General features: G+C 37.3%; 24 protein-coding genes and 2 pseudogenes. 19 read left to right on the forward strand and 7 right to left on the reverse strand.

Going from position 1 to position 24,072, the window contains the following annotated elements; genetic code table 11:
• The first annotated feature begins 42 nt into the window (after positions 1–42).
• From AC1M36_RS05095 to AC1M36_RS05115, 5 genes and pseudogenes are all read left to right on the forward strand, one after another.
• Positions 43–375, forward strand: coding sequence for a cupin domain-containing protein (locus AC1M36_RS05095; RefSeq protein WP_336450361.1), 333 nt, complete (start codon positions 43–45; stop codon positions 373–375).
• Positions 372–1,166, forward strand: coding sequence for a GNAT family N-acetyltransferase (locus AC1M36_RS05100; protein ID WP_336450360.1), 795 nt, complete (start codon positions 372–374; stop codon positions 1,164–1,166). The genes AC1M36_RS05095 and AC1M36_RS05100 overlap by 4 nt, the downstream gene beginning before the upstream one ends.
• A gap of 3 nt (positions 1,167–1,169) precedes the next feature.
• Positions 1,170–1,514, forward strand: coding sequence for a DUF6176 family protein (locus AC1M36_RS05105; RefSeq protein WP_336450359.1), 345 nt, complete (start codon positions 1,170–1,172; stop codon positions 1,512–1,514).
• Positions 1,515–1,596: 82 nt separating this feature from the next.
• Positions 1,597–1,750: pseudogene (locus AC1M36_RS05110) on the forward strand (anti sigma factor C-terminal domain-containing protein); the annotation flags it as partial.
• Positions 1,751–1,816: 66 nt separating this feature from the next.
• Positions 1,817–2,023, forward strand: coding sequence for a hypothetical protein (locus AC1M36_RS05115; protein WP_098359250.1), 207 nt, complete (start codon positions 1,817–1,819; stop codon positions 2,021–2,023).
• A 13-nt stretch (positions 2,024–2,036) separates the two neighbouring features.
• On the opposite strand, the gene AC1M36_RS05120 is transcribed toward AC1M36_RS05115, so the two are convergent.
• On the reverse strand, positions 2,037–2,870 hold the full coding sequence (locus tag AC1M36_RS05120) for a DUF2785 domain-containing protein (protein WP_336450358.1): 834 nt from the start codon (positions 2,868–2,870) through the stop codon (positions 2,037–2,039).
• Between the two features lie 163 nt (positions 2,871–3,033).
• Between AC1M36_RS05120 and AC1M36_RS05125 the strand changes: the two genes are divergently transcribed.
• The gene (locus AC1M36_RS05125) at positions 3,034–3,438 is read left to right on the forward strand and encodes a DUF3221 domain-containing protein (protein ID WP_336450357.1); all 405 of its coding nucleotides are present in this window, start codon (positions 3,034–3,036) and stop codon (positions 3,436–3,438) included.
• 28 nt (positions 3,439–3,466) lie between these two features.
• Here AC1M36_RS05125 and pepQ read toward each other — a convergent pair whose 3' ends face one another.
• Positions 3,467–4,564, reverse strand: a complete 1,098-nt coding sequence (gene pepQ / locus AC1M36_RS05130) for a Xaa-Pro dipeptidase (protein ID WP_336450356.1) — start codon at positions 4,562–4,564, stop codon at positions 3,467–3,469.
• A 367-nt stretch (positions 4,565–4,931) separates the two neighbouring features.
• On the opposite strand from pepQ, the gene AC1M36_RS05135 reads away from it, so the two are divergent.
• On the forward strand, positions 4,932–5,615 hold the full coding sequence (locus AC1M36_RS05135) for a metal-dependent hydrolase (RefSeq protein WP_479845627.1): 684 nt from the start codon (positions 4,932–4,934) through the stop codon (positions 5,613–5,615).
• 40 nt (positions 5,616–5,655) lie between these two features.
• Here AC1M36_RS05135 and AC1M36_RS05140 read toward each other — a convergent pair whose 3' ends face one another.
• A complete protein-coding gene (locus AC1M36_RS05140) occupies positions 5,656–5,814 on the reverse strand; it encodes a hypothetical protein (RefSeq protein WP_336450354.1) in 159 nt (52 codons plus the stop codon).
• 247 nt (positions 5,815–6,061) lie between these two features.
• On the opposite strand from AC1M36_RS05140, the gene AC1M36_RS05145 reads away from it, so the two are divergent.
• Positions 6,062–7,375 carry a DRTGG domain-containing protein gene (locus AC1M36_RS05145; protein WP_336450353.1) on the forward strand — a complete coding sequence of 438 codons (1,314 nt, stop codon included), beginning with the start codon at positions 6,062–6,064 and terminating at the stop codon, positions 7,373–7,375.
• A gap of 331 nt (positions 7,376–7,706) precedes the next feature.
• Positions 7,707–7,967, forward strand: coding sequence for a DUF3949 domain-containing protein (locus tag AC1M36_RS05150; RefSeq protein WP_174101681.1), 261 nt, complete (start codon positions 7,707–7,709; stop codon positions 7,965–7,967).
• Positions 7,968–7,989: 22 nt separating this feature from the next.
• On the opposite strand, the gene AC1M36_RS05155 is transcribed toward AC1M36_RS05150, so the two are convergent.
• Complete coding sequence (locus AC1M36_RS05155; RefSeq protein WP_336450352.1) at positions 7,990–8,295, reverse strand: YtpI family protein; 306 nt, start codon at positions 8,293–8,295, stop codon at positions 7,990–7,992.
• A 457-nt stretch (positions 8,296–8,752) separates the two neighbouring features.
• On the opposite strand from AC1M36_RS05155, the gene AC1M36_RS05160 reads away from it, so the two are divergent.
• The gene (locus tag AC1M36_RS05160; RefSeq protein WP_336450351.1) at positions 8,753–9,685 is read left to right on the forward strand and encodes a DHH family phosphoesterase; all 933 of its coding nucleotides are present in this window, start codon (positions 8,753–8,755) and stop codon (positions 9,683–9,685) included.
• A gap of 40 nt (positions 9,686–9,725) precedes the next feature.
• Here AC1M36_RS05160 and ytrI read toward each other — a convergent pair whose 3' ends face one another.
• Positions 9,726–10,229, reverse strand: a complete 504-nt coding sequence (gene ytrI, locus AC1M36_RS05165; RefSeq protein WP_336450350.1) for a sporulation membrane protein YtrI — start codon at positions 10,227–10,229, stop codon at positions 9,726–9,728.
• The gene (gene ytrH, locus AC1M36_RS05170; protein ID WP_174101674.1) at positions 10,226–10,561 is read right to left on the reverse strand and encodes a sporulation membrane protein YtrH; all 336 of its coding nucleotides are present in this window, start codon (positions 10,559–10,561) and stop codon (positions 10,226–10,228) included. Before ytrH ends, ytrI begins: the two co-directional genes overlap by 4 nt.
• A gap of 117 nt (positions 10,562–10,678) precedes the next feature.
• Between ytrH and dnaE the strand changes: the two genes are divergently transcribed.
• The 8 genes and pseudogenes from dnaE to AC1M36_RS05210 all read left to right on the forward strand — a co-directional run bounded on the left by dnaE (position 10,679) and on the right by AC1M36_RS05210 (position 21,700).
• Positions 10,679–14,005, forward strand: a complete 3,327-nt coding sequence (gene dnaE / locus AC1M36_RS05175; RefSeq protein ID WP_479845628.1) for a DNA polymerase III subunit alpha — start codon at positions 10,679–10,681, stop codon at positions 14,003–14,005.
• 133 nt (positions 14,006–14,138) lie between these two features.
• Positions 14,139–15,347: an NADP-dependent malic enzyme gene (ystJ, locus tag AC1M36_RS05180; protein WP_336450629.1), complete on the forward strand. Its 1,209-nt coding sequence runs from the start codon at positions 14,139–14,141 to the stop codon at positions 15,345–15,347.
• Between the two features lie 14 nt (positions 15,348–15,361).
• Positions 15,362–16,005, forward strand: a pseudogene (locus AC1M36_RS05185) (FadR/GntR family transcriptional regulator).
• Positions 16,006–16,349: 344 nt separating this feature from the next.
• Entirely contained in the window at positions 16,350–17,219 is an 870-nt protein-coding gene (gene accD / locus AC1M36_RS05190) for an acetyl-CoA carboxylase, carboxyltransferase subunit beta (RefSeq protein WP_336450347.1), read from the forward strand.
• Positions 17,207–18,181, forward strand: coding sequence for an acetyl-CoA carboxylase carboxyl transferase subunit alpha (gene accA, locus AC1M36_RS05195; RefSeq protein WP_336450346.1), 975 nt, complete (start codon positions 17,207–17,209; stop codon positions 18,179–18,181). Before accD ends, accA begins: the two co-directional genes overlap by 13 nt.
• Positions 18,182–18,309: 128 nt before the next feature.
• Positions 18,310–19,269 carry a 6-phosphofructokinase gene (pfkA, locus tag AC1M36_RS05200; protein ID WP_336450345.1) on the forward strand — a complete coding sequence of 320 codons (960 nt, stop codon included), beginning with the start codon at positions 18,310–18,312 and terminating at the stop codon, positions 19,267–19,269.
• Positions 19,270–19,322: 53 nt separating this feature from the next.
• A complete protein-coding gene (gene pyk, locus AC1M36_RS05205; RefSeq protein ID WP_336450344.1) occupies positions 19,323–21,080 on the forward strand; it encodes a pyruvate kinase in 1,758 nt (585 codons plus the stop codon).
• Positions 21,081–21,310: 230 nt separating this feature from the next.
• Positions 21,311–21,700, forward strand: a complete 390-nt coding sequence (locus tag AC1M36_RS05210; protein ID WP_336450343.1) for an FxsA family protein — start codon at positions 21,311–21,313, stop codon at positions 21,698–21,700.
• A 247-nt stretch (positions 21,701–21,947) separates the two neighbouring features.
• Here AC1M36_RS05210 and ytvI read toward each other — a convergent pair whose 3' ends face one another.
• Positions 21,948–23,066 carry a sporulation integral membrane protein YtvI gene (gene ytvI, locus AC1M36_RS05215; RefSeq protein WP_336450342.1) on the reverse strand — a complete coding sequence of 373 codons (1,119 nt, stop codon included), beginning with the start codon at positions 23,064–23,066 and terminating at the stop codon, positions 21,948–21,950.
• A gap of 533 nt (positions 23,067–23,599) precedes the next feature.
• On the opposite strand from ytvI, the gene AC1M36_RS05220 reads away from it, so the two are divergent.
• Positions 23,600–24,061: a DUF441 domain-containing protein gene (locus AC1M36_RS05220; protein ID WP_098338029.1), complete on the forward strand. Its 462-nt coding sequence runs from the start codon at positions 23,600–23,602 to the stop codon at positions 24,059–24,061.
• Positions 24,062–24,072 lie beyond the last annotated feature (11 nt).

The raw sequence follows: 24,072 nt of genomic DNA on the forward strand, positions 1-24,072 counted from the left end.
TTTTGGGGGAAATAATAAATAACTTAGGGGATGGGGAGAACGATGGAGAAAGTGAATCTTTTAGAACTCACCAAAGATATTACAGAGCAGCACAAAAATTTTGTTGTATCGAATGTGAATAGTCATTGTTTACGAATTGCGGTGTTTACGGGGGACTATGCTTGGCACTTTCACTCAAACTCTGATGAGCTATTTATCGTGTTAGAGGGAGAATTATTAATTGATTTTCAAGATAAGAACACAGTCATATTAAAACCAAATGATTCAATCTTGATTCCAGCAGGTACCGTTCATCGAACAAGGGCACTTAAGCGCACTGTTAATCTCTGTTTTGAAAACTTAGATGCGGACACCGTTATTGTGGAGAATGTATGAAAAAGTTAGCGTTAGCAGACTATCATACAATCCTTTCGGTTTTAGAAGAGAACAAACGGACAGCTACTTTTGCTTATGCAGTATGTGATGGGATGATAGAGGGTGAAATCTTTGTAAATGAGAGATTAACAGCGGGAATGATTGCGACTGCTAATGGTATTTACTATCTGTTTGGAGATACTCATGATCAGAAATTTCAACGCGCTTTGTTTTCTTATATTGAAAATGATGTTTTAACAACTGATAAACGATTTACATTGTTTGTGTCTAGCGTAGAGTGGGAAAGGATTATTGAAAATTATTTTAATGATTCTTTTAGGAAAATCCCTCGAAAAAAATTTTTATTTCAAAGAGATGTCTTTGAAGATACAAAAAGAGAATTAAACGATTTTACATACACGGTTATGCGGATTGATCAAAACATAATAGAAAAAAGTACCGAATTTACGGAGCGATACTATAAAGAATATTGGGGATCAAAAGAAGCGTTTTTAAAGCATGGTTTTGGATTTTGTATGATTCAAAGTCAAAAAGTAGTAGCTGAATGTGTTTCAATTTTTAGAGGGAATGGCTGTGCTGAAATTGATATTGCAACAGATCCAGAGTATCAAGGAAAAGGGCTTGCCCGGTTAGTCGCAACTTATTTTATAGAACATTGTATACAAAATGGAATTACGCCGTGCTGGGATTGTAATGTAGATAATATTCCTTCACAAAGATTGGCTAGTAAACTAGGTTTTGATTATCCGGTGGAATATGTTTTATATGTACGTAAGAAGGTAGAGGGATAAAACATGAACGTTGAATTAACAAGATTCAAAGTGAAACCAGGAAAAAGTCATCGCGTTGATGAATGGATGAAACTTCTCAATGATCATATGAAAGAAGTGCTTTTGACATTAAACGACGAGAAAATGTATGTAGAGACAATTTTCCGGGAAATAAGAGGCGGAGAAGAATATTTGTATTGGTATTCTGTGCAAGGAGAAGGCGGGACAGAAGTGGAAGCTTCTCAGCATGAAATTGATAAAAAGCATTTAGAGTTTTGGTATGAATGCATTGATGAAGAAGCACCAGCAGTTGATATGAAAACGGAAGTTGTCATGATTCAAGATGTTGTTAAAGAAGCAATGAAGTAATACAATAGTATTCTTTGTATGTAATAAGAAAAGCGCATCGAAATAGATGGGCTTTTTTATTTGTGAAAATAGCGGGAGAATGCAGGAGTACTTTGAGGGGAACTATAAAGAAATAAAGAACAATAAACCTAAAGATTTATGGCGTAGTTTTAACAGAAAAAACAGAGGAATTACAACAGTTACAAGGGGCATCATATATAAAAGCAACTGTAAGAGGTGTAACAGTTGAGAAATAATGGTTAATACAGATTAATTAGAATAGTTAGAAAATTTATGTTATAATATGGGAAAAGGGGGCTGTTATGAAGCAAATACATGGAGCAATCTACATCTACATAACAATGTTTTTCATTGGAGCGTCTTATGGCTTAGGGCATTTATACTCGCACCCAATTTTAACTTTTTTGAGCGGTACATGTATGGCCATTGCGATTTGTGTACACCTTTTCTCCGTTTGGATTGTAAAATTTCAATTGAATATTAGTGAAATGGAAGAAGGCACTTTTTGAGTTGCCTTCTTTTTTAGTAGTATCTGTTTAACTCTTTTAATAATATTTCAATTTGCTTCTCTGCTTCTTTGCATATAGATAAGGCCCTTAATCTAAAGAATAAGCTTCGAAAAAATGATTTTACATTTCCATATAACGTTTCATAAGAGACGATAGATAATTCTGTTTTTTGAGCCTGCATTTGCTTCACTAAAGAATGTAAGGATACGATGAGTTCCTTTTCATTTAAACCATTTTGCACCATAGCGACAATAGGATAGACAATTCGTTCATCTTCCTCGTACTTATAATACAGTGTATGTACATTTACTTTTTCTAATAAGGTTTGCAGTATTTCTGGATAATGTTCAGTTTCAAGCTTCGGGTTTTTAATGAGTTCATCGAATGTATCGGAAACATGAGCGATACTATGAGCCCAGCCTTGACCGTTTACATACCCGCGAAAATCATGTTCTTGCTTCATGTATAAAATTAATTTATCTTTTACTTTTAATATATAAGACTCTGATAAGAAGTTATGTTTTGTATCGGCACTTAAAATTAAAGCAATTAATAATGTTGTAAACGCCCGAGTAAATACAGCGTCCTTATCATCAATATTTATTTTATAAAATAAATATTGCTCACTTATACTTTGCGACAATAATTGTTGTAATCGTGTGTTTGGGATATGGTCATTCTTAATGAGATGGAAAAAGGTTGTGTAGATTAATTTATCCCGTAAGTAGCTATCTGTTACACCGATATGTTGGAGCATTGTTGAACTTAAATTATCAATATCTATAGTGGAATCTATGACGTAATGATTAGCTTTTATTTCTTCTAATTGTTTTTGAAGTTGTTGCATGCAATCTCTCCTTTTTTCAGAAAATTATGTATTTAAATGTTATGATAGAAACAGAGAATATACAAGTAATACCTTGTATTGAGGATTTCAAAAGTGATTAGGGACGAATAAAAATGTTAAAAATGGGATTAGTTAGTGAGATTTTTATAAGGGGGAGCATGAGATGAAGAAAAATACATTAAGGCTGTATGTGTATATTTTACTTACCGTTTCTTTCGTGATATTAACGGCATGTACACGTAATGAGCAAACTGAGGATGAACCAGCGAATGTGCAACAATCAGCAGAAAAAGGTGTTATAGAAGGATACGTTATGGTGAAAAATAAGAAGGTATATTTCATCATGAATAAAAAGTTTGAAACGACAAAAGAGTTGCAGGAGTATTTGGATCAAAAAAAATATTCACCTATTCCAGCGGATACGATTCTACACTTAAACGATGAAAGTGCATATAAAAAGTTGAAATCAGGATATAAAATAAAAGTATGGTCTTCTGAGATACTTGAAAGTTATCCAGCAAAAATGACTGTGAATAAGTTTGAAATCGTAGAGAAAAATAATATTTAAAAAAGGTAGCGACTGCGCTACCTTTTCTTTATTTCACAAATTGCAATTCTTTCGGGAATTTCGTTAAAATTTCTGATCCGTCTTTTGTGATGTAAATATCATCTTCAATGCGAACGCCGCCTACGTTTGGTACGTAAATACCTGGCTCGATTGTGAAGACCATGCCTTCTTTTAATGGTGATTCGTTGCCTGCTTTTACATCTGGATATTCGTGTACGCTAATGCCAAGCCCGTGACCTAAGCGGTGTGGGAAGAATTCCCCGTAACCTGCATCTGCGATAACAGAGCGAGCAGCATTGTCAATTTCGCCAAGTGTAACGCCTGGTTTACAAGATTCAACTGCTTGTAATTGGCCAGCTAGTACAGTGTTGTAAATGCGTGTTTGTTCTTCTGAAATATCGCCAAATGCGACTGTACGTGTAATGTCAGAGCAGTAACCATCAATGATTACGCCTAAGTCAAATAGTACGAAGTCACCGCGTTTCATTTTGTTTGCTCCTGGAATACCGTGTGGCAGGGCAGAGTTTGCGCCAGCTAGTACCATTGTGTCAAAGGACATTTTATGGATGCCTTTTTTCTTTAATTCATGTTCGATAATTGCTAACACTTCTAATTCACTGCGATCTTCTTTAATTGCTTCTACACCAATTCCAACAGCGTAGTCTGCCATGTAAGCTGCTTGGCGTAAAATAGAAAGTTCTTTTTCGTCTTTAATTAAACGAAGTTCGCGTACTTTTTCTTCCGCAGATTTGAAAGCAGCTTTTGGGAATAATTTTGTTAATTCTTCATAGCGTTCTACATTTAAATGTTCTTTTTCAATTGCCACGCTACTCGCATCGATGCCGCGATGTTGAATCGCTTTTGCAATCATATCCCATGGCTTGTCTGTATCAGTAAATCCGATAATTTCGTGCGCCCAGCCAGCATTTCGAGCTTGGCCTTCTTCCATCTTAGGACAGATTAAAATTGGTTCTTTTTCTTGGAAGACAAATAGACCGAGTAGTCTTTCGTGCGGCTCGCAATGGAAGTTTGTCATATAGAAGACGTTTGGTGTAGAAGTTAAAAATGAAGCTTCCACGTTTTGTTCTTGTAGCCATTGCATTAAGTTTTCTAATCTAGTATTCATAGATTGGCACCTCCAGGGTTTCAGTTACATGTATTACTTTACATCGGATGAAAGCGTTATGACAAGCAAATCGCTGTTTGAAAAGACAGGAAGTTGTGAAATTATGTATATAAATCCAAATGAAAAAACGAACATTAAACCATTCTTTTTAGATGGGAGAGAGCATCCGTCCATGCATAGAAGCTGTCAGTGCTTTTTTAGCCCCATGCCAAGTGAGAACAAAAGGAGAAAGCGAGTGGAGATCTTCTTTTGTTTTCATAGCCGCGACTTAGGTGCTTGAAAATCGAAATGGGTATATATGTTGGAAAATCAAGTTGGATATATATAGAATAGAAGGTGTGAATGTAAATAAGGGAGGAATCTAGCGATGAAAGTATCTTATCACGGGCATTCAGTTGTAAAGATTGAAACGAATGGAAAAGTTATCTTAATTGATCCGTTTTTAACAGGTAATCCGAAAACAGATTTAAAGGCTGAAGACGTCAAGGTAGACGCAATTATTTTATCGCACGGTCATGGTGATCATGTCGGTGATACAGTAGCGCTCGCGAAGAAAAATAATGCAGTGGTTGTGGCACCGTTTGAACTCGCAACATTTTTAGGATGGCAAGGTGTGAGCGCGCACCCAATGCATATCGGTGGTTCACATGTATTTGATTTTGGAAAAGTAAAATTCACACAAGCATTCCATGGGTCTAGCTATATCGATGAGGAAAATCAGACGATTACATATACAGGAATGCCAGCTGGAATTTTATTTACGGCAGAAGAGAAAACAATTTATCATGCAGGAGATACTGCTTTATTTTCTGATATGAAATTAATCGGTGCTCTTAACAATATCGATGTAGCATTCTTACCAATTGGTGATAATTTTACAATGGGACCAGAGGATGCAGTGTTAGCTGCGGAATGGATTGGAGCAAAAACGGTTGTACCTATGCATTACAATACATTCCCAGTGATTGAACAAGATCCGCATCTTTTTGTACAAAAACTAACGAGTAGTACAGGAAAGGTATTAGAAGCTGGAGAAAGTATTACACTATAAGAAAGAAACCCTTCATTTGAAAAGATAAGTGAAGGGTTTTTTATGTGTGTAAAATCGGTTTGAAAGTCTGTGCTTGTTTAGGTGTTTCTTTTGTTTCTGGTAGTGTTTGTTCTGGTGCCTCATTTAATTCCATCGCAACTTTTTTTCCATCGACGAAAGCTAAAAATACAGCACTTACAACTTCTAAAAATTTTTTCATTTTCATTCGCTCCTTTGTTTGATTTCTTGCTTTTATTTTACATCTGAAATCAGGGACAAACTATCGAATAGGGTGACAATAGCATTACACAGTTGTAAGAATTTGACTGGTAAAGTGTAAGGGTCATTTTTGTTATAAAAAAAATAGTACAGGTACGTAAAAGTACAGTGTAACAGTTTCGGAAATATAGTATACTAAAAATACAACACATGAAGAATTTAGGGAAAAGAAAGTATGGTGAAACCATTTGGCTACCAAACATAATCAAATTTTAGAACATATTAATAGCCTGCCTATAGGGCATAAAATTTCTGTACGTCAAATTGCAAAAGATTTGAGTGTAAGTGAAGGAACAGCTTATCGTGCGATTAAAGATGCAGAGAATAAAGGATATGTTAGTACAATTGAACGTGTCGGAACAATCCGAATTGAACAAAAGAAAAAGGAAAATATTGAAAAACTAACATATGCCGAAGTAGTCAATATCGTCGATGGCCAAGTGCTTGGCGGAAGAGAAGGGTTACATAAAACATTAAATAAATTCGTGATTGGGGCCATGAAATTAGAGGCGATGATGCGTTATACTGAAGCGGGGAACTTGCTGATTATCGGTAACCGTACGAATGCACATCAATTAGCGCTAGAAGCGGGCGCTGCAGTATTAATTACAGGTGGATTCGATACAGAAGATCATGTGAAAAAATTAGCAGATGAATTAAAGTTGCCGATTATTTCAAGTAGCTATGATACATTCACTGTGGCAACGCTTATTAACCGCGCTATTTATGATCAGCTTATCAAAAAGGAAATTGTACTCGTTGAAGATATTTTAACACCAATTGAAGAAACGTTATATTTAAAACCTACCGATAAAGTAGAGCAATGGCATGCGTATAATGAAGAAACGATGCATGGGCGTTATCCAATTATAGATGAAAATAAAAAGGTATTAGGGATTGTTACTTCAAAAGATATGATTGGCATCGCAAAAGAAACGCCAATTGAAAAAGTAATGACAAAGCAGCCGATTACAGTAAACGGGAAAATGTCTGTTGCAGCGGCAGCACGTATGATGGTATGGGAAGGGATTGAACTTCTTCCTGTTGTCGATGAAAGCAACCATCTGCAAGGAATTATTAGCCGTCAAGACGTACTTCAAGCGCTGCAAATGATTCAACGTCAACCGCAAGTTGGGGAGACGATTGAAGATATCGTCACAAATCAATTTGTGACGCCGAAAGAAGCAAAGCACGAACATAGTTATCAATTTTCTGTGACGCCACAAATGACAAGCTCATTTGGGACATTATCATATGGTGTATTTACAACCGTTGTTACAGAAGCGACGAATCGTGCCATTCGTGCGCAGAAAAAAAGCGATTCGATTGTTGAGAATTTAACAATCTACTTTGTAAAGCCAGTTCAAATCGACAACGTTGTTTCTGTACATCCTAAAGTGTTAGAAATCGGTCGTAAATTTGGAAAGGTAGATGTGGAAGTGCGTCACGGAGGAGAAGTTGTTGGGAAAGCGCTATTAATGGTGCAGCTGATTGATCGATAAGTATAGAAAAGAGCTGAGTGAAGAATTCTTTTTAGAGGGAGATTCATTCAGCTTTTTTATGTATACATAAAAATTGAAAGATATAAAACCACTCTTTTTAGGTTGGAAGAGAGGAACCGCCGAAGTGTAGAAGCGGTCATCAGTGCCTGTTTTAGCCCCGTGCCGAGTGAGGACAGAAGGAGAAAGTGAGTGGGAGCTCTTTTTTGTTTCATAGCCGTTACTGATATGTATAAAAATGGATACGAATTTCCTTTATTAGGTAATTGAAATGTAGTATAATTGAATTATCAGATAATTAGTATATTAAAAGAAAAAAAGGATGGTGTTCCATATGTCATCAGAGTTACTCTTTTTTGGCGGTGTTGCATTATTTTATTTTCTTGCGATGATACCGATTCAGTATCTTTACATTGAAGGGTTAAATGAACAGAGACAAAGAACGAGACGTTCACAACAAGAACTATATAAAAATATGTCTTTTGAAGAAGAACAATTACATTTTCATGTGCAAGGAAACCCTTTTAATATACCACCTGCGCTTGTTGCCTATTTGATTTTAAAAATAAAAAATCGTAAAAAAGCATCAGCATGAATGGCTGATGCTTTTTGCATGATTACATTGTTTCATAGGCCTCTGCTTCCTCTATTGCAAGAGGTGAGAAGTGTTTATATTGGCGGAATCCATTAAAAATACTTGCCCCACCAAATAAGACAAATAAGATACCGACGATGATACGCGCGGTAGAGAGTTCTAAGAAAAACTGATTTGCGCCAAATAACGCAACGAATACGCCAAGCGCCATCCCGGATTTTCCAGCAAGCCATCCTTTTTCCATCGGACGATTTGTACGAAAATATTTTGTTTTATAGAAGAGATACAACATAAATGAGATGATAATACAAAAGACTAATACTGGCATAATGTAATCCTCCATTATTTTGTATGTAGATAAATTAAAAACCTGAAATATAAAATCCCTCTTTTTTTAGGTGGAAGAGAGGATCCGCCCAAGCGTAGAAGCGGTCAGTGCCTATTTTAGCCCCGTGCCGAGAGAAAACACAGGTAGGAAATGAGTAGAGAATCCTTTTTGTTTACAAAGCCGTGATTGATATGGTGATAAAAATCTGGATAAATCTAAATAAACACCCTGAAATAAAATCCTTTCTTTTAGGTGGAAGAGAGGATTCGCTCAAGCATAGAAGCGATTAGTGCCCATTTCATATTCATGCCAAAAGAAAGTAAAAGACATTATCGAAACTTTCTAACTATTATTATAAAGCAATTGTCCACATGGATAAATTGTTTTCAGTTATAATGAATGATAAAGTAAGAAAATTGATGACAGAGGTAGAAACAGTAAAAAGGAGACTATACATATGCATGAACAAATTTTAGCAGCGATTAAAGAGTTCGATACGATTATTATTCACCGCCATGTGCGTCCGGACCCAGATGCATTAGGCTCTCAGTGTGGCCTTGGAACAATTCTCCAAGAATCGTTTCCAGAGAAAAGGATTTATATGGTTGGATACAATGAACCTTCGTTATCGTATTTACGAGTAATGGATGAAATTGATGATGAGACTTACGAAAATGCGCTTGTTATCGTTTGTGATACAGCGAATCAAGAGAGAGTTTGTGATCAGCGTTACACGAAAGGGAAGATGCTGATTAAAATCGATCATCATCCGAATGAAGATCCATACGGAGATATTACGTGGGTAGATACGACATCAAGTTCTACAAGTGAACTCATTTATGAGTTTTATACTTATGGAAAAGATAAAGGATTGAAGCTTACAACTGAATCTGCGCGCCTGATTTTGGCTGGAATTGTTGGAGATACAGGGCGTTTCTTATTCCCAAATACATCTGCAAGAACATTACGCTTTGCAGCAGAGCTTGTTGAGATGGGCGTTGAGTTTCCAAATCTATATAACGAAATGTATAAAACCAAAGAAAAAATCGCTCGTTTAAATGGATTTATTTTACAAAAATTTACGATGACAGAAGAAGGTGCAGCGTATATTAAGCTGACAAAAGAAGTATTAGAAGAGTTTGATGTACTTCCTTCAGAGGCATCTGGCGTTGTAGGAGCACTTGGTAATATTGATGGATTAAAAGCTTGGGTTCTGTTTTTAGAAGAGGAAGATGTAATTCGTGTTCGCCTTCGTTCAAAAGGACCTATTATTAATAAATTAGCGATGAAGTATAACGGCGGAGGACATCCGATGGCTTCTGGTGCGAAAGCATCTTCTTGGGAAGAAGCGGATCGTCTTTTCGCAGACTTACGTGAGATTTGTAAGTAAATATATAGGCGTTAAAAGGAAAAAGTAGAGCGTGAAAGCTCTACTTTTCTTGTTTTATATTGATGCTAATTTCGAGTACGGTATCAAAGGAAATGGTATCAACTTTAAAGTGGTATATTCGGTCGTAATGCTTGTATACTTTATTCTCAATTGCTTTTTTTAGTAGCTCTTTATTTTGCGCAATGCTTTGTATGTTTTTTGTTAAGAGATGTTGTAAATCATTATGAATAGAAGTTGTAATGTTTTCTAAAGTTAGGTTGTCTAAATCGTATTTATCCCCGTTTGCAATTTTAATTTTAATTTCTTGGATTGTTAAAAGTTGTTTGTTTTCTTTATTTAATTTATCGTGGTCTTCAAGGAGAACATGGAGTTTTTCTTCCTGCTGTTTAATAATTTGTTTTTGTTCTGCAATTGTACTTGCTTGTTCTTGTTGAAAAACACCATATATGTACAAAAAAATAAACCAGCTTAAAACACCACCAACCGCAGCGCCTGCTAAAAATAAATACCATCGTTTAGCAGTAGAAGCGTTAGGGACCCTCATACATGCTCCTGTGTAAGCCATTTAATAATAATAAGACCGGTTTGCATGCCGCCTGTTGCGAAAAAAATAAGTAAAATTTGTTTTACGATATCTTTCGTAGCGCCTTCAAAGAAAGTTCGTTCGAAGCTATAAAATGTATCAAAGGTACCGCCAATTGCTGCGACGAGTGCCCAGATTCTTAAGTTTTGAGAAAATTGATTAATTGCGGTGAGAGCAGGTTTACCAACTAAAAATGCACCAATGCCGCCAATTATAGAACCGCCAAGCATGACTCCAAAGGCAATAAAGTAAGTTGTAATAAGTAGAGAGAAAAATCTTTGATCTACATCCATCGTCATTCCCCTTTCTTCTTCATATATATGGACAAAGTATAAGAAGTATGTTTTGATTTCCGCTTTCTTCATCACCTATAATGAAAGTAGTCAAATAGGTAAAGAGAGGGTACAACAGTGAAGTTTGTGCATTTACAATGTCAAACCGTTTATAGTTTGTTAAAAAGTGCTTGTAAAATCGATGAACTCGTCGTTCGAGCGAAAGAGCTTGGTTTTTCATCGCTTGCGATTACAGATGAAAATGTGATGTACGGAGTAATTCCATTTTATAAAGCATGTAAGAAAAATGGCATACAGCCAATTATTGGATTAACGGCATCTGTTTTTAGTGAAGAAGAGGGGACTTATCCGCTTGTATTACTTGCAGAAAATGAAATAGGTTACCAAAACTTATTGAAAATTTCTAGCGCCATCATGACTAAGTCGAAAGACGGAATTCCGAAAAAGTGGCTTGCTCATTATGCAAAAGGTCTGATTGCAATTTCACCAGGAAAAGATGGGGAAATTGAACAGTTATTGTTGCAAGGAAGAGATGAGATTGCTGAAGATGTAGCTAGGGCGTATCAAAATATGTTTGGAAGCTTTTATATGAGTTTGCAGCATCATGCGATTCAAGATGAACTATTCTTGCAAGAGAAAATACCGCAATTTGTAAGGGAGATGAACATTCCAGTCGTTGCGACAAACGATGTCCGTTATGTGAACCAAAGCGATGCGCTTGTGCAGGAGTGTTTATTATCTATTCAGAGCGGAACGAAGATGACAGATCCAGATAGACCAAGGCTTAAAACAGATCAGTATTATTTGAAATCATCTGCTGAAATGGAGGCTTTATTTTCTCATGAAGAAGAAGCGCTTCAGAACACAGTTCGTATAGCTGAACGTTGCCACGTAGAAATTCCGTTCCGCGTCAATCAACTGCCAAAGTTTCCTGTTCCATCTAACGAAACGTCAGATGTTTATTTGCGCCGCATTTGTGATGAGGGTCTAAATAAGCGATATGGAACGGTTCAAGATATACATCGGAAACGTTTAAATCATGAACTTGAAGTTATTTCTCGCATGGGATTTAGCGATTATTTCCTCATTGTTTGGGATTTTATGAAATACGCACATGAACATGACATTTTAACAGGACCGGGCCGTGGTTCGGCAGCGGGTTCACTTGTTTCTTATGTGTTAGAAATTACAGATATCGACCCAATTGAGTATGATTTGCTGTTTGAACGATTTCTAAATCCTGAACGTGTTACGCTCCCAGATATTGATATTGATTTTCCCGATATTAGACGTGATGAGATGATTCGTTATGTAAAAGATAAATATGGTCAGCTTCGTGTTGCGCAAATTGTTACGTTCGGAACGCTTGCTGCAAAAGCAGCGATTCGGGATATCGCCCGCGTAATGGGGCTTCCACCAAGGGATATTGATATATTTTCGAAGCTGATTCCCTCAAAGTTAGGGATCACACTAAAAGAAGCGTACGAAGAGTCCAGGCCTCTTCGTGAATTTGTACAAGGAAATCTCTTGCATGAGCGCGTTTTTGAAATTGCGAAGCGTGTTGAAGGTATGCCGCGTCATACATCTATTCATGCAGCAGGAGTTATTATGAGTCAGGAGCCGTTAACAGGAAGTGTTGCGATTCAAGAAGGGCATAATGATGTATATGTAACGCAATATCCAGCAGAAGTGTTAGAAGAACTTGGTTTGTTGAAAATGGACTTTTTAGGTTTACGTAATTTAACGTTACTTGAAAATATCCTTACGTTTATTGTAGGGAAAACTGGGAAACAAATTGATATACGAAATTTACCTCTTCAGGATGAAAAGACATTCCAGCTACTTGGAAGAGGGGATACAACAGGTGTATTCCAACTTGAATCCGGGGGAATGCGGAATGTATTACGTAGTTTAAAACCAAATGAGTTTGAAGATATTGTTGCGGTTAACTCTTTATATCGTCCAGGACCAATGGAACAAATTCCAACTTTTATTGAATCGAAACATGGAAAGCACCAAATTCAATATTTACATCATGATTTGAAACCGATTTTAGAGAACACATATGGCGTAATTGTTTACCAAGAACAAATTATGCAGATTGCCTCGAAGTTAGCCGGTTTTTCACTTGGAGAAGCTGACTTACTTCGCCGTGCAGTAAGTAAGAAAAAACGTGAGATTTTAGATCAGGAACGCAAGCATTTTGTACAAGGGTGTTTACGAAATGGATACGATGAAATATCTGCAGAGCAAATTTATGATTTAATTGTTAGATTTGCGAATTACGGTTTTAACCGCAGTCATGCTGTAGCGTACAGTATGATTGGATATCAGCTTGCTTATTTAAAAGCGAACTATCCTTTAGAGTTTATGACTGCCCTATTATCCAGTGCGATAGGGAATGAAGATAAGATTGTGCAATATATACGCGAAACGAAGCGCAAAGGTTTTCGTGTTTTACCCCCATCTCTTCATAGGAGTAGTTATAATTTCCGAATAGAAGGAAATGCAATTCGTTATAGTTTGCTTTCGATTCGGAATATCGGGATGGCTACAGTGAATGCGGTGATTGAGGAAAGGGGAAAAAGTCCATTCCAAGATTTATTTGAGTTTTGTCTTCGCATGCCAGCAAAGTTTGTTACAGAGCGCAACTTAGAGGCGTTTGTTTGGGCTGGCTGTTTCGATGATTTTCAAGTTTCACGAACAACTTTGTTTAATAGTATAAAGGGTGCTTTAGAGTATGCAAGCCTTGCGCGTGAATTAGGGGAAGATAGTGTCCCAAAATCCGTATATGTACAAGGAGAAGAGCTATCTTTTATTGAACAATTAAATAATGAGAAAGAAGCACTTGGCTTTTATTTATCCAGTTACCCAACGGCGCAGTATGCAAAGCTTGTAAAAGAACTAGAAATTCCATCGCTTGCGCAAGCGATGAGGCAAAAGCGAAAAGTACAACGTGCCATCGTTTATATAACAGGTGTAAAAGTCATTCGAACGAAAAAATTACAAAAAATGGCGTTCGTAACGTTTTGTGATCAAAATGATGAAATGGAAGCGGTTGTCTTTCCGGAGACATATATTCATTTTTCGGAGAGGTTACAAGAAGGTGAAATTGTTTTAGTGGAAGGGACGATTGAACAGCGAAATCATAAATTGCAATGGATTGTAAACGGTCTTTATCCATTAGAAAAAATGGATGTTTACAATGAAATGAAAGAAGCGACAATCTATATAAAACTACCATCGCAGTATGAAAAGAAGTTGTTAAATCAGGTTACAAAAATATTGTTTCACTATTCAGGTTTTGCGAAAGTACTAATTTATTATGAAAAGGAACATAAAATGGTACAATTATCTCGTAGTTTGTCAATTCATCCAAGTGAAGAATGTTTAGGCGCACTTCGTGAAATAGTCGGTAAGGAAAATGTCGTAGTGAAAATATAATGGACAATTTCCCTATAGTTCGATTATTATAGTAATAGTGTTCGTGGTCAGACCACTTGGAGAGAATGATAGCAGCAAGAATAATTTGAGGAGAGTGGATAGTTTGTCAACACTTCGTGAAGAAGCACTTCACATGCATAAAGTGCATCAAGGAAAATTAGAAACTGTGTCAAAAGTAAAAGTAGAAAATGCTAAAGATTTAAGTCTTGCGTATTCTCCAGGGGTTGCAGAACCTTGTAAAGAAATTTATGACGATAAAAGTAAGGTATATGAATATACAATGAAGGGAAACATGGTAGCAGTTGTGACGGATGGAACAGCTGTACTTGGTCTTGGTAACATTGGACCAGAAGCATCTCTTCCAGTAATGGAAGGTAAAGCTGTATTATTCAAGAGCTTTGCTGGCGTAGATGCATTCCCAATTGCCTTAAATACAAACGATGTAGATAAGATTGTTGAAACTGTAAAATTAATGGAGCCAACATTTGGCGGTGTAAACTTAGAAGATATCGCAGCACCAAACTGCTTTATCATTGAAGAACGTTTGAAAAAAGAAACAAATATTCCTGTATTCCATGATGATCAACACGGAACAGCTATCGTAACAGTAGCGGGTCTTGTAAACGCGCTTAAGCTAGTTGGAAAGAAAATGTCTGACATTAAAGTTGTAGCAAATGGTGCAGGTGCAGCGGGTATTGCAATCATTAAACTTTTATATCGCTACGGTGTACGCGACATTATTATGTGTGACCGAAAAGGCGCGATTTATGAAGGTCGTCCGGTTGGTATGAATCCTGTAAAAGATGAAGTTGCAAAATATACGAATAAAAATCGTGTAGCAGGTTCATTAGCAGATGTTGTAAAAGATGCGGATGTATTTATCGGTGTATCTGTAGAGGGTGCATTAACTGAAGAAATGGTTCGTACAATGAATGACGATGCGATTATCTTTGCGATGGCGAATCCGGTTCCAGAAATTATGCCAGAAATTGCGAAAGCAGCAGGCGCAGCTGTTGTTGGAACTGGTCGCTCTGACTTCCCGAACCAAGTAAATAATGTACTAGCGTTCCCTGGTATTTTCCGTGGTGCACTTGATGTACATGCTACGCAAATTAATGAAGAAATGAAAATGGCAGCTGTAGAGGCCATTGCAGAGCTTGTAGCGGCAGATAAGCTAAATGCAGACTATATCATTCCAGCGCCGTTTGACCCGCGTGTAGCGCCTCAGGTGGCCGCTTACGTTGCGAAAGCTGCGATGGAAACAGGAGTAGCTCGCCGTCAAGTAGATCCCAATGAAGTTGCTGAGAAAACAAAACAATTAGCATTGATTGGTAAAGAATAAGCGAGGAATTTCTATTGACATCATCAAATACAAAAGTATATCTCGAAATTGTAAAGAAAATCCGTTCCATTATGGAAGAGGATGGTTTAGTGGCAGGTGACCGCTTACCATCTGAGCGTGAGTTAAGTGCGCGTTTAAACGTTGGGCGTTCATCTGTACGGGAAGCATTACGAGCTTTAGAACTCGTAGGATTAATTGAAACAAGGCGCGGTGAAGGGACGTTTATTCGAAACTTCTATGACAATGGCCTTGTTCAGTTAATCGCACCATTTCTATTACAAGATGAGAAAACAATTCGTGATTTATTACAGACGAAACGATTGCTCGAAAAAGATATTCTTCGAATCGTATGTGATTTACCGAAAGAAACGTTCTCTAGTGTATTAAGTATGTTGCAACAGGTTCTTAAAAAGGACAAGAGTTCTATTCAGGAGTTTCATCAAACGTTTTTTAAAACACTTATTGAACAAGTGGACAATTATTTATTATATCGAATTTGGAGAATTGTAAATGATTATGTTGCGACTCTTTCTTCTGAAATTTCACTAGAGTCTGTAGAAATTTATAGAAAACTTTATGAAGCGCTATACGCAAAAAAAGAAGAAGAGGCGCTAAAAATTTATGATGAATTGATGGAAATGTACAGTTTCATTCGTAATGTATAAAATTTGTCGAAATGACCATGACACGTTATGACAAACAATCTATCGCATAGCGGTTAAAGTTAAACGTAAAGAGAGAGGTTATTAGACAGGGTTCAAAAAGGAGGATAAAGAGAGCCGAGCAGTTCGAGGCACGGAAGCCAGGAGGACACGGAGTGTAGATGGAACTACATAAGTGCCGGACTGGCGAAGTAACGAAGAAATGCGAAAGCTATCTTTACCGGAATTTTTGAACATCCTCTATTAGACAGATTAGGAAAAGAAGGCTAACATCGATCTTTGATGTTAGCCCCATTTTCTTCCTAACCTAACCTTAGCTCTCAACAAAGGGGGTCAAATTGTGCTAAGAGATTTATTCGTAAAAAAGAAAAAGTACGCTGCAATTCCTTCGGAACAAGTACGAAAAGATGTACCGGACGGTGTTATGACAAAATGTCCGAAATGTAAGAAAATCATGTATACAAAAGAGCTTCTTAAAAATTTAAAAGTATGTGTAAACTGTGGTTATCATCACCCTATGAATGCGTGGGAACGCCTTGATAGTGTATTGGACGAAGGATCATTTCATGAGTATGACAAAGAGATGGTTTCGTTAAATCCACTCCAGTTCCCAAATTATGAAGAAAAATTAGAGAGTGATCGAAAAAAAACAGAATTAAATGAAGCTGTTGTGACAGGTGAAGGAACAATTGATGACATGCTAGTTGTAGTTGCAGTAATGGATTCTCGCTTTCGAATGGGCAGCATGGGCTCTGTTGTAGGAGAAAAAATTGCACGTGCAGTTGAAAAAGCATACGAATTACAAGTTCCATTTATTATCTTTACTGCATCGGGCGGTGCGCGTATGCAAGAAGGTATTTTAAGTTTAATGCAAATGGCAAAAACGAGCGTAGCTTTGAAAAAGCATAGCAATGCTGGAGGATTATTTATTTCTGTTATGACTCATCCGACGACAGGCGGTGTTTCAGCGAGTTTTGCTTCACTTGGTGACTATAATCTTGCAGAGCCAGGTGCACTTATCGGATTTGCTGGTAGACGTGTAATTGAACAAACAGTGCGTGAGAAGCTGCCAGAAGACTTTCAAACGGCAGAATTTTTACTAGAGCACGGTCAATTAGATGCGGTTCTGCATCGCGATAATATGAAAGATTCACTCCGTAAGATTTTAGAAGTTCATCAAGGAGGGGAAACGGCGATATGGCAGAGTTAGAATTTGAGAAACCAGTTGTGGAGCTAAGAAATAAGATTCGAGAACTGAAAGACTATACGAAAAACAGCCAGATGGACTTCAGTGAGGAGATTCGTATTTTGGAAGATAAGCTAGAAAATCTAGAGGAAGAAATATACGGCAATATGAAAGTATGGGACCGCGTTCAAATTGCTCGTCATGCAGAGAGACCGACAACGCTCGATTATATTGAGCACTTATTTACTGATTTTTTTGAATGTCATGGAGATCGTCTATTCGGCGATGATGCAGCGATTGTCGGCGGCATTGCGAAGTATAAAGGAATGCCTGTAACAGTAATTGGGCACCAGCGCGGGAAAGATACGAAAGAAAATATTCATCGTAATTTTGGAATGCCTCATCCAGAAGGATATCGAAAGGCGCTACGTTTAATGAAACAAGCGGAGAAATTTAATCGTCCCATTATTTGTTTCATTGATACGAAAGGCGCTTATCCTGGTAAAGCAGCTGAAGAACGTGGCCAAAGTGAAGCGATTGCACGTAATTTATTTGAAATGGCAGGGCTTACTGTACCTGTTATTTGTATTGTTATCGGTGAAGGTGGTAGCGGTGGTGCGCTAGGTTTAGGGGTAGGCGATTACATTTACATGCTAGAAAATTCCACTTATTCTGTTATTAGTCCAGAAGGTGCGGCGACAATTCTTTGGAAAGATGCTACGAAAGCAAAAGATGCCGCTGAAGCTTTAAAAATTACAGCAGCGGATTTGAAAGAATTAGGTGTAATTGACGAAATTATTCCAGAAGCGCGCGGCGGTGCACATCGTAATATTTTAAAACAGTCTGAAAATATCGATCTAATGATCGGAAAAACTTTCCAACAATTAAACGGTATTTCGAAAGAGGAATTAATCGAAAAACGTTATGAAAAATATATGAAAATTGGGCAAGTTTCGTTTTCAAACGCTTCCATTTGGATAAAATAAGAAAAGCGTGCGTTCCATTTCGCGAATGCACGTTTTTATTGTGAAAAGACACATCTTCTCCATTGTTTTTTTGTATTTTTTCGTGTTATTTTATTATAAGGCAAATAATCTTTATGAGGTGAGTACAAATGAAACGTATTGGTGTATTAACAAGTGGTGGAGATTCGCCTGGTATGAATGCTGCCATTCGTGCAGTTGTTCGTAAAGCGATCTTTCATGATATAGAAGTATATGGTATTTACCATGGATACGCTGGATTAATTTCTGGTCACATTGAAAAATTAGAACTTGGTTCTGTTGGTGATATTATCCATCGCGGTGGTACAAAATTATATACAGCAAGATGTCCTGAGTTTAAAGACCCAGAAGTAAGGGAAAAAGGAATCCAGCAATTAAAGAAACTTGGTATTGAAGGACTTGTTGTTATTGGTGGCGATGGTTCTTACCAAGGTGCTAAAAAATTAACAGAGCAAGGATTCCCATGTGTCGGTGTACCAGGTACAATCGATAATGATATTCCTGGAACAGACTTCACAATCGGGTTCGATACAGCGTTAAATACTGTTATTGATGCGATTGATAAAATTCGTGATACTGCTACATCTCATGAACGTACATATGTGATCGAAGTAATGGGACGTCATGCTGGAGATATCGCATTATGGGCTGGTTTGGCTGATGGTGCAGAAACAATCTTAATTCCAGAAGAAGAGCATGATATGGAAGATGTTATTGCTCGTTTAAAACGCGGTAGTGAGCGTGGTAAAAAGCATAGTATCATCGTTGTAGCTGAAGGTGTTGGAAGTGCAATTGACATCGGTAAGCATATCGAAGAAGCAACAAACTTTGATACTCGCGTAACTGTATTAGGTCACGTACAACGTGGTGGATCACCAAGTGCACAAGACCGTGTATTAGCAAGTCGCCTTGGCGCAAGAGCAGTTGAACTGTTGATTGAAGGTAAAGGTGGACGTTGCGTTGGTATCCAAAACAACCAACTTGTTGATCATGATATTATCGAAGCGTTAGCTCAAAAACATACGATTGATAAAGACATGTATCAATTATCTAAAGAATTATCCATCTAATCGGCTTAATGTCGAATATTTGGGAACGGTTTCATAATTTTCGGAGGTGCAATATGCGTAAAACAAAAATTGTATGTACTATAGGTCCTGCTAGTGAAAGTATTGAGAAATTAGAGCAGTTAATCGAAGCGGGTATGAACGTTGCTCGTTTAAACTTCTCTCATGGTAGCCATGAAGAGCACGGAGCACGTATTAAAAACATTCGTGAAGCTTCAAAGAAAACTGGTAAAACAGTTGCAATCTTACTTGATACAAAAGGTCCAGAAATCCGTACACATGACTTTGTAGACGGACAAGCTGAACTAGTAACAGGTGCAGAGGTAGTTATTTCTACAGAGCAAGTATTAGGAACTGCAGAGAAATTCTCTGTATCTTATGCTGGTCTTTATGATGATGTAGACCCAGGTTCTCGCATTCTAATCGATGACGGTCTTATCGAACTAGAAGTAATCGAGAAAGCTGACGGAAACATCCGTACAAAAGTATTAAACAGCGGAACTGTCAAAAATAAAAAAGGTGTTAACGTACCAAATGTAAGCATTAAGCTTCCTGGTATCACTGAAAAAGACGTAAAAGATATCATCTTCGGTATCGAGCAAAAAGTTGATTTCATCGCAGCATCTTTCGTGCGTAAAGCAGCTGACGTATTAGAAATTCGTGAATTATTAGAAGAGCATGGTGCACAATACATTCAAATCGTGCCAAAAATTGAAAACCAAGAAGGTATCGATAACATCGATTCTATCTTAGAAGTTTCTGACGGTTTAATGGTAGCTCGTGGTGACATGGGTGTAGAAATTCCACCAGAAGAAGTACCATTAGTGCAAAAGCGTCTAATCAAAAAATGTAACGTATTAGGCAAACCGGTTATTACTGCAACACAAATGTTAGATTCTATGCAACGTAACCCACGTCCAACTCGTGCGGAAGCAAGTGACGTAGCGAACGCGATCTTCGATGGTACAGATGCAATCATGCTTTCAGGTGAAACTGCAGCAGGACAATACCCAGTAGAAGCAGTAACAATGATGGCAAACATTGCAGTGCGTGTTGAAAAATCATTACAATATGAAGATATGTTCAAAAAACGTATTAAAGAGTTCACGCCAACAATTACAGATGCGATTAGCCAATCTGTTGCACATACAGCACTTGCTCTTGATGTAGCTGCAATCGTAGCTCCAACAGAAAGTGGCTACACTGCGAAGATGATCTCTAAATATCGTCCGAAATCTCCAATCGTTGCTGTAACATCTGACGAGCAAGTGGGTCGTCGTCTTGCACTTGTTTGGGGTGTACAGGCATTTATGGCTGGAAAACGTGCAGCATCTACTGATGAAATGTTAGATACTGCAATTCAAACAGGTATGGATGCAGGTCTAATTGGACTTGGAGATACTGTTGTAATTACTGCGGGTGTTCCAGTTGCTGAAACTGGTACAACAAACTTAATGAAAATCCATGTTGTTGGTGAAGAAATCGCTAAAGGGCAAGGGATTGGTCGTAAAGCTGCAAAAGGTAAAGTAGTTGTAGCGAAAACAGCTGAGGAAGCTGTAGCGAACGTAACAGAAGGTGATATTCTTGTTACAACAAGCACTGATAAAGATATGATTCCTGCAATTGAAAAAGCTGCAGCCCTAGTTGTAGAAGAAGGTGGCTTAACAAGTCATGCAGCTGTTGTAGGTGTATCAATCGGTATTCCGGTTATCGTTGGTGTGAATGGTGTAACAGCCACTTTAAAAAATGGCCAAGAAGTAACAGTTGATGCGGCGCGCGGAATTGTTTATAATGGACATGCGGAAGTGCTATAAGAAGTAATGTGAAGAGAGGGATGGGAGTCCTTCTCTTTTTTTACCTCTAGAACAAAAAATATAGTGAAGATATCAGGTTCATAGCGATAGGGATCCCGTTATTAACGTCTAGGAGGCTCTTAGAGGGTTGTTTGCTGGATAAGGTTTTCTTATATAAGAAGGGAAATGAAACGTTATTTTGAGGGTGTAGGAGATGTGAAGAGAGTTCTTTTGGTGAAAGGAGTGGGAGAATGAAGTGGATGTTGTTTCTTTTTATTTTAATTCCAGGACTTGAAGTTACGGTGCTAATTGGCTCTAGTCATTTGATTGGTATGTGGCCAACGTTCGCTATGATTGTATTTACGGGTGCCTTAGGTGTCTATTTAGCAAAACGACAAGGGTTTATGGTATTGAGGGAGATTCAATTAAGGCTGAATAGAGGTGAGATGCCAGGTGAGGCTGTATTAGATGGTATTTTTGTCCTTGTGGGCGGAATGCTTCTGTTGGTGCCTGGATACGTAACGGATGTAATAGGAGTTATTTTTATATTTCCGGCAACAAGAAAGTTATGTAAACCTGTAATAATGAAATGGTTAGAGCGGAAATTAAGAAGGAATACAACCGTTATAGTACAAAAATAACACTTAGAACACGAATCGTTCTAAGTGTTATTTTTTGTCGAATTGTAAAGTGAATATTTATTCATTTGTAGAAAAAGGAAGAAAAGGGAATAATAAAAATGTGGAAAATAGAATAAAAATGTAAAACGAACCTTAAAAGTGTCATTTTGCGCAAAAAACAAGGGAATTATCCATTTGTTATGGGTAATTCCCTTGTTTTATTTTTTGAAGAAAATTTGAATGCAAGACTTGGATGAGAGTGAAAATTTTATTTTAATGGTGGACCTTTAATAAATTTCCATAAATCATGAAATACATGGGCTTTGTGCAATGTGTTTAATAGTACCAATGTAACTGGGCCGATGATTAATCCTAAAAAACCATACAGCTTAAACCCGACGAATAATGCGATAAGTGTTGGTAATGGATCAAGTCCTATATTGGATGATAACACTTTTGGTTCCATGATTTGCCTTTGAACAATGACAACAATGTATAAAATAAGCAGACCAATTGCGAATGCTGTGTCTCCTGTGAAAAATACATATATAACCCAGGGGACAAAAACTGCTCCGGTTCCTAAATAAGGAAGTAAGTCTACAATTCCTGTAATGATTGCGATTGTAATGGCATATGGTACGCGCAAAATTAATAGTCCAATTAGTACGATGATGGTTGTCATAGATACAAGGGTGAGCTGCGCTTTTACAAATCCGAATAAAGCTTTTCGTAAATCGACAAAAATAGTCTTTCCGTATCCGTGTACGCGATTTGGAAGCAATCGTTTTACTTTATTAGCAAGCGTATGCCAATCAAAACTAATAAAGAAAGTTGCTAATAAGATGAAGACGAGGACTGTTAAAGTCGTTGGAAGTGCACTGATGAAGTTTGTTAAGCCACTTATAATAGCGGTCAACAATTCTTTCATCTGCTTTGTTGCTTCCGTTCCTAGATTTTGAATATTTTGTGTAATTGTAAATTGCTGTGATTCACCAAGATGATTAAATTTAGAAATTAAATCATCATATAAAGGCATAATATTATTGAGTGCAAACTGCTGTGCATACTGTACAATTGCTGGGAACTTTTCTGTGACAATTTGCAGTAAGTAAGTTGTGGCGGAAATTGCTTCTGTCACAAGGTATGTAACAAGTCCGACGATGGCGCCGAACACCAGAATTAAGCTGACGAGTACCGCTAAGGCACGAGGGAATTGTAGTTTTTGGTTGAGAAAATTTACGACTGGATTGATCAAATAAGCAAAAGCTAATGCGATGATAAAAGGGTATATAAGGCCTGAGACATATAAAAGTGCATAAAACCCAATTATTGTTGCAAAAATGACAAATATAAGTCGTAATATGATATACAATGAATTTCGATTCAAAGGTGCTTACCTCCCATTCCAAATGGTATTTATCCTGCTATTTGCGGACAGTAACAATCTCGCATTAAAGTTCAGCGGGAACAGAAAAGTTAGATGGGAGATGAACTGTCTGTAAAAGCTCGATTGGTGAATGCTAATAACCAGTAGAGATAGAGCTCCGCGCTGATTAAAGTTTCACTTTATGTTATAGTGGAATGATGGATTTATCCTGCCGTTTGCAAGTCTCAAGGCATGAAACAATCTGTTCGTAAACCCCTGATGGGAATTGCTAATCAGGGGTGGGAATTTTCTTTGTATTGATTGGCAAGAGTCTCATTTTATCTATCTTTTATTTTACCTGTTTCTTATAAGAAAAGAAAGAAGTGTGCTTTTCTTTCTTGGTAAGTATAAACATCTCATTCAAGGTTTTGGAAGTTTGTGTGTATCATCTATATTGATAGATGAACACTTTCATCTATAGCATGTATAATGATATGTTTAACAGCAATTTATTTTGTAAACAGGTTCATTATTTTCAGAAAGGAAGTGTAATCATGATTAGTCAATCAACGTTATTTTTATTCATACTACTTATTATTGGACTTATTGCTAAAAATCAATCACTTACTGTAGCGGTTGGTGTTTTATTTTTATTAAAATGGACGTTTTTAGGAGATAAAATTCTTCCATATCTACAAACAAAAGGAATTAATCTTGGTGTAACGGTTATTACGATTGCGGTCCTTGTTCCGATCGCTACGGGTGAAATTGGATTTAAGCAGCTAGGTGAAGCGACTAAATCTTATTATGCGTGGATTGCTTTAGCTTCAGGAATAGCGGTTGCTCTCTTGGCAAAAGGGGGAGTACAGTTATTAACGAGTGATCCTCATATTACAACTGCGCTCGTATTTGGCACGATTATAGCAGTTGCGTTATTTAATGGAGTCGCTGTAGGACCGTTAATTGGAGCGGGAATTGCCTATGCTGTGATGAACATTATACAGATGTTTAAATGAGAAATTTTATA

Source organism: Bacillus sp. Medicinal_06 (genome assembly GCF_056711665.1).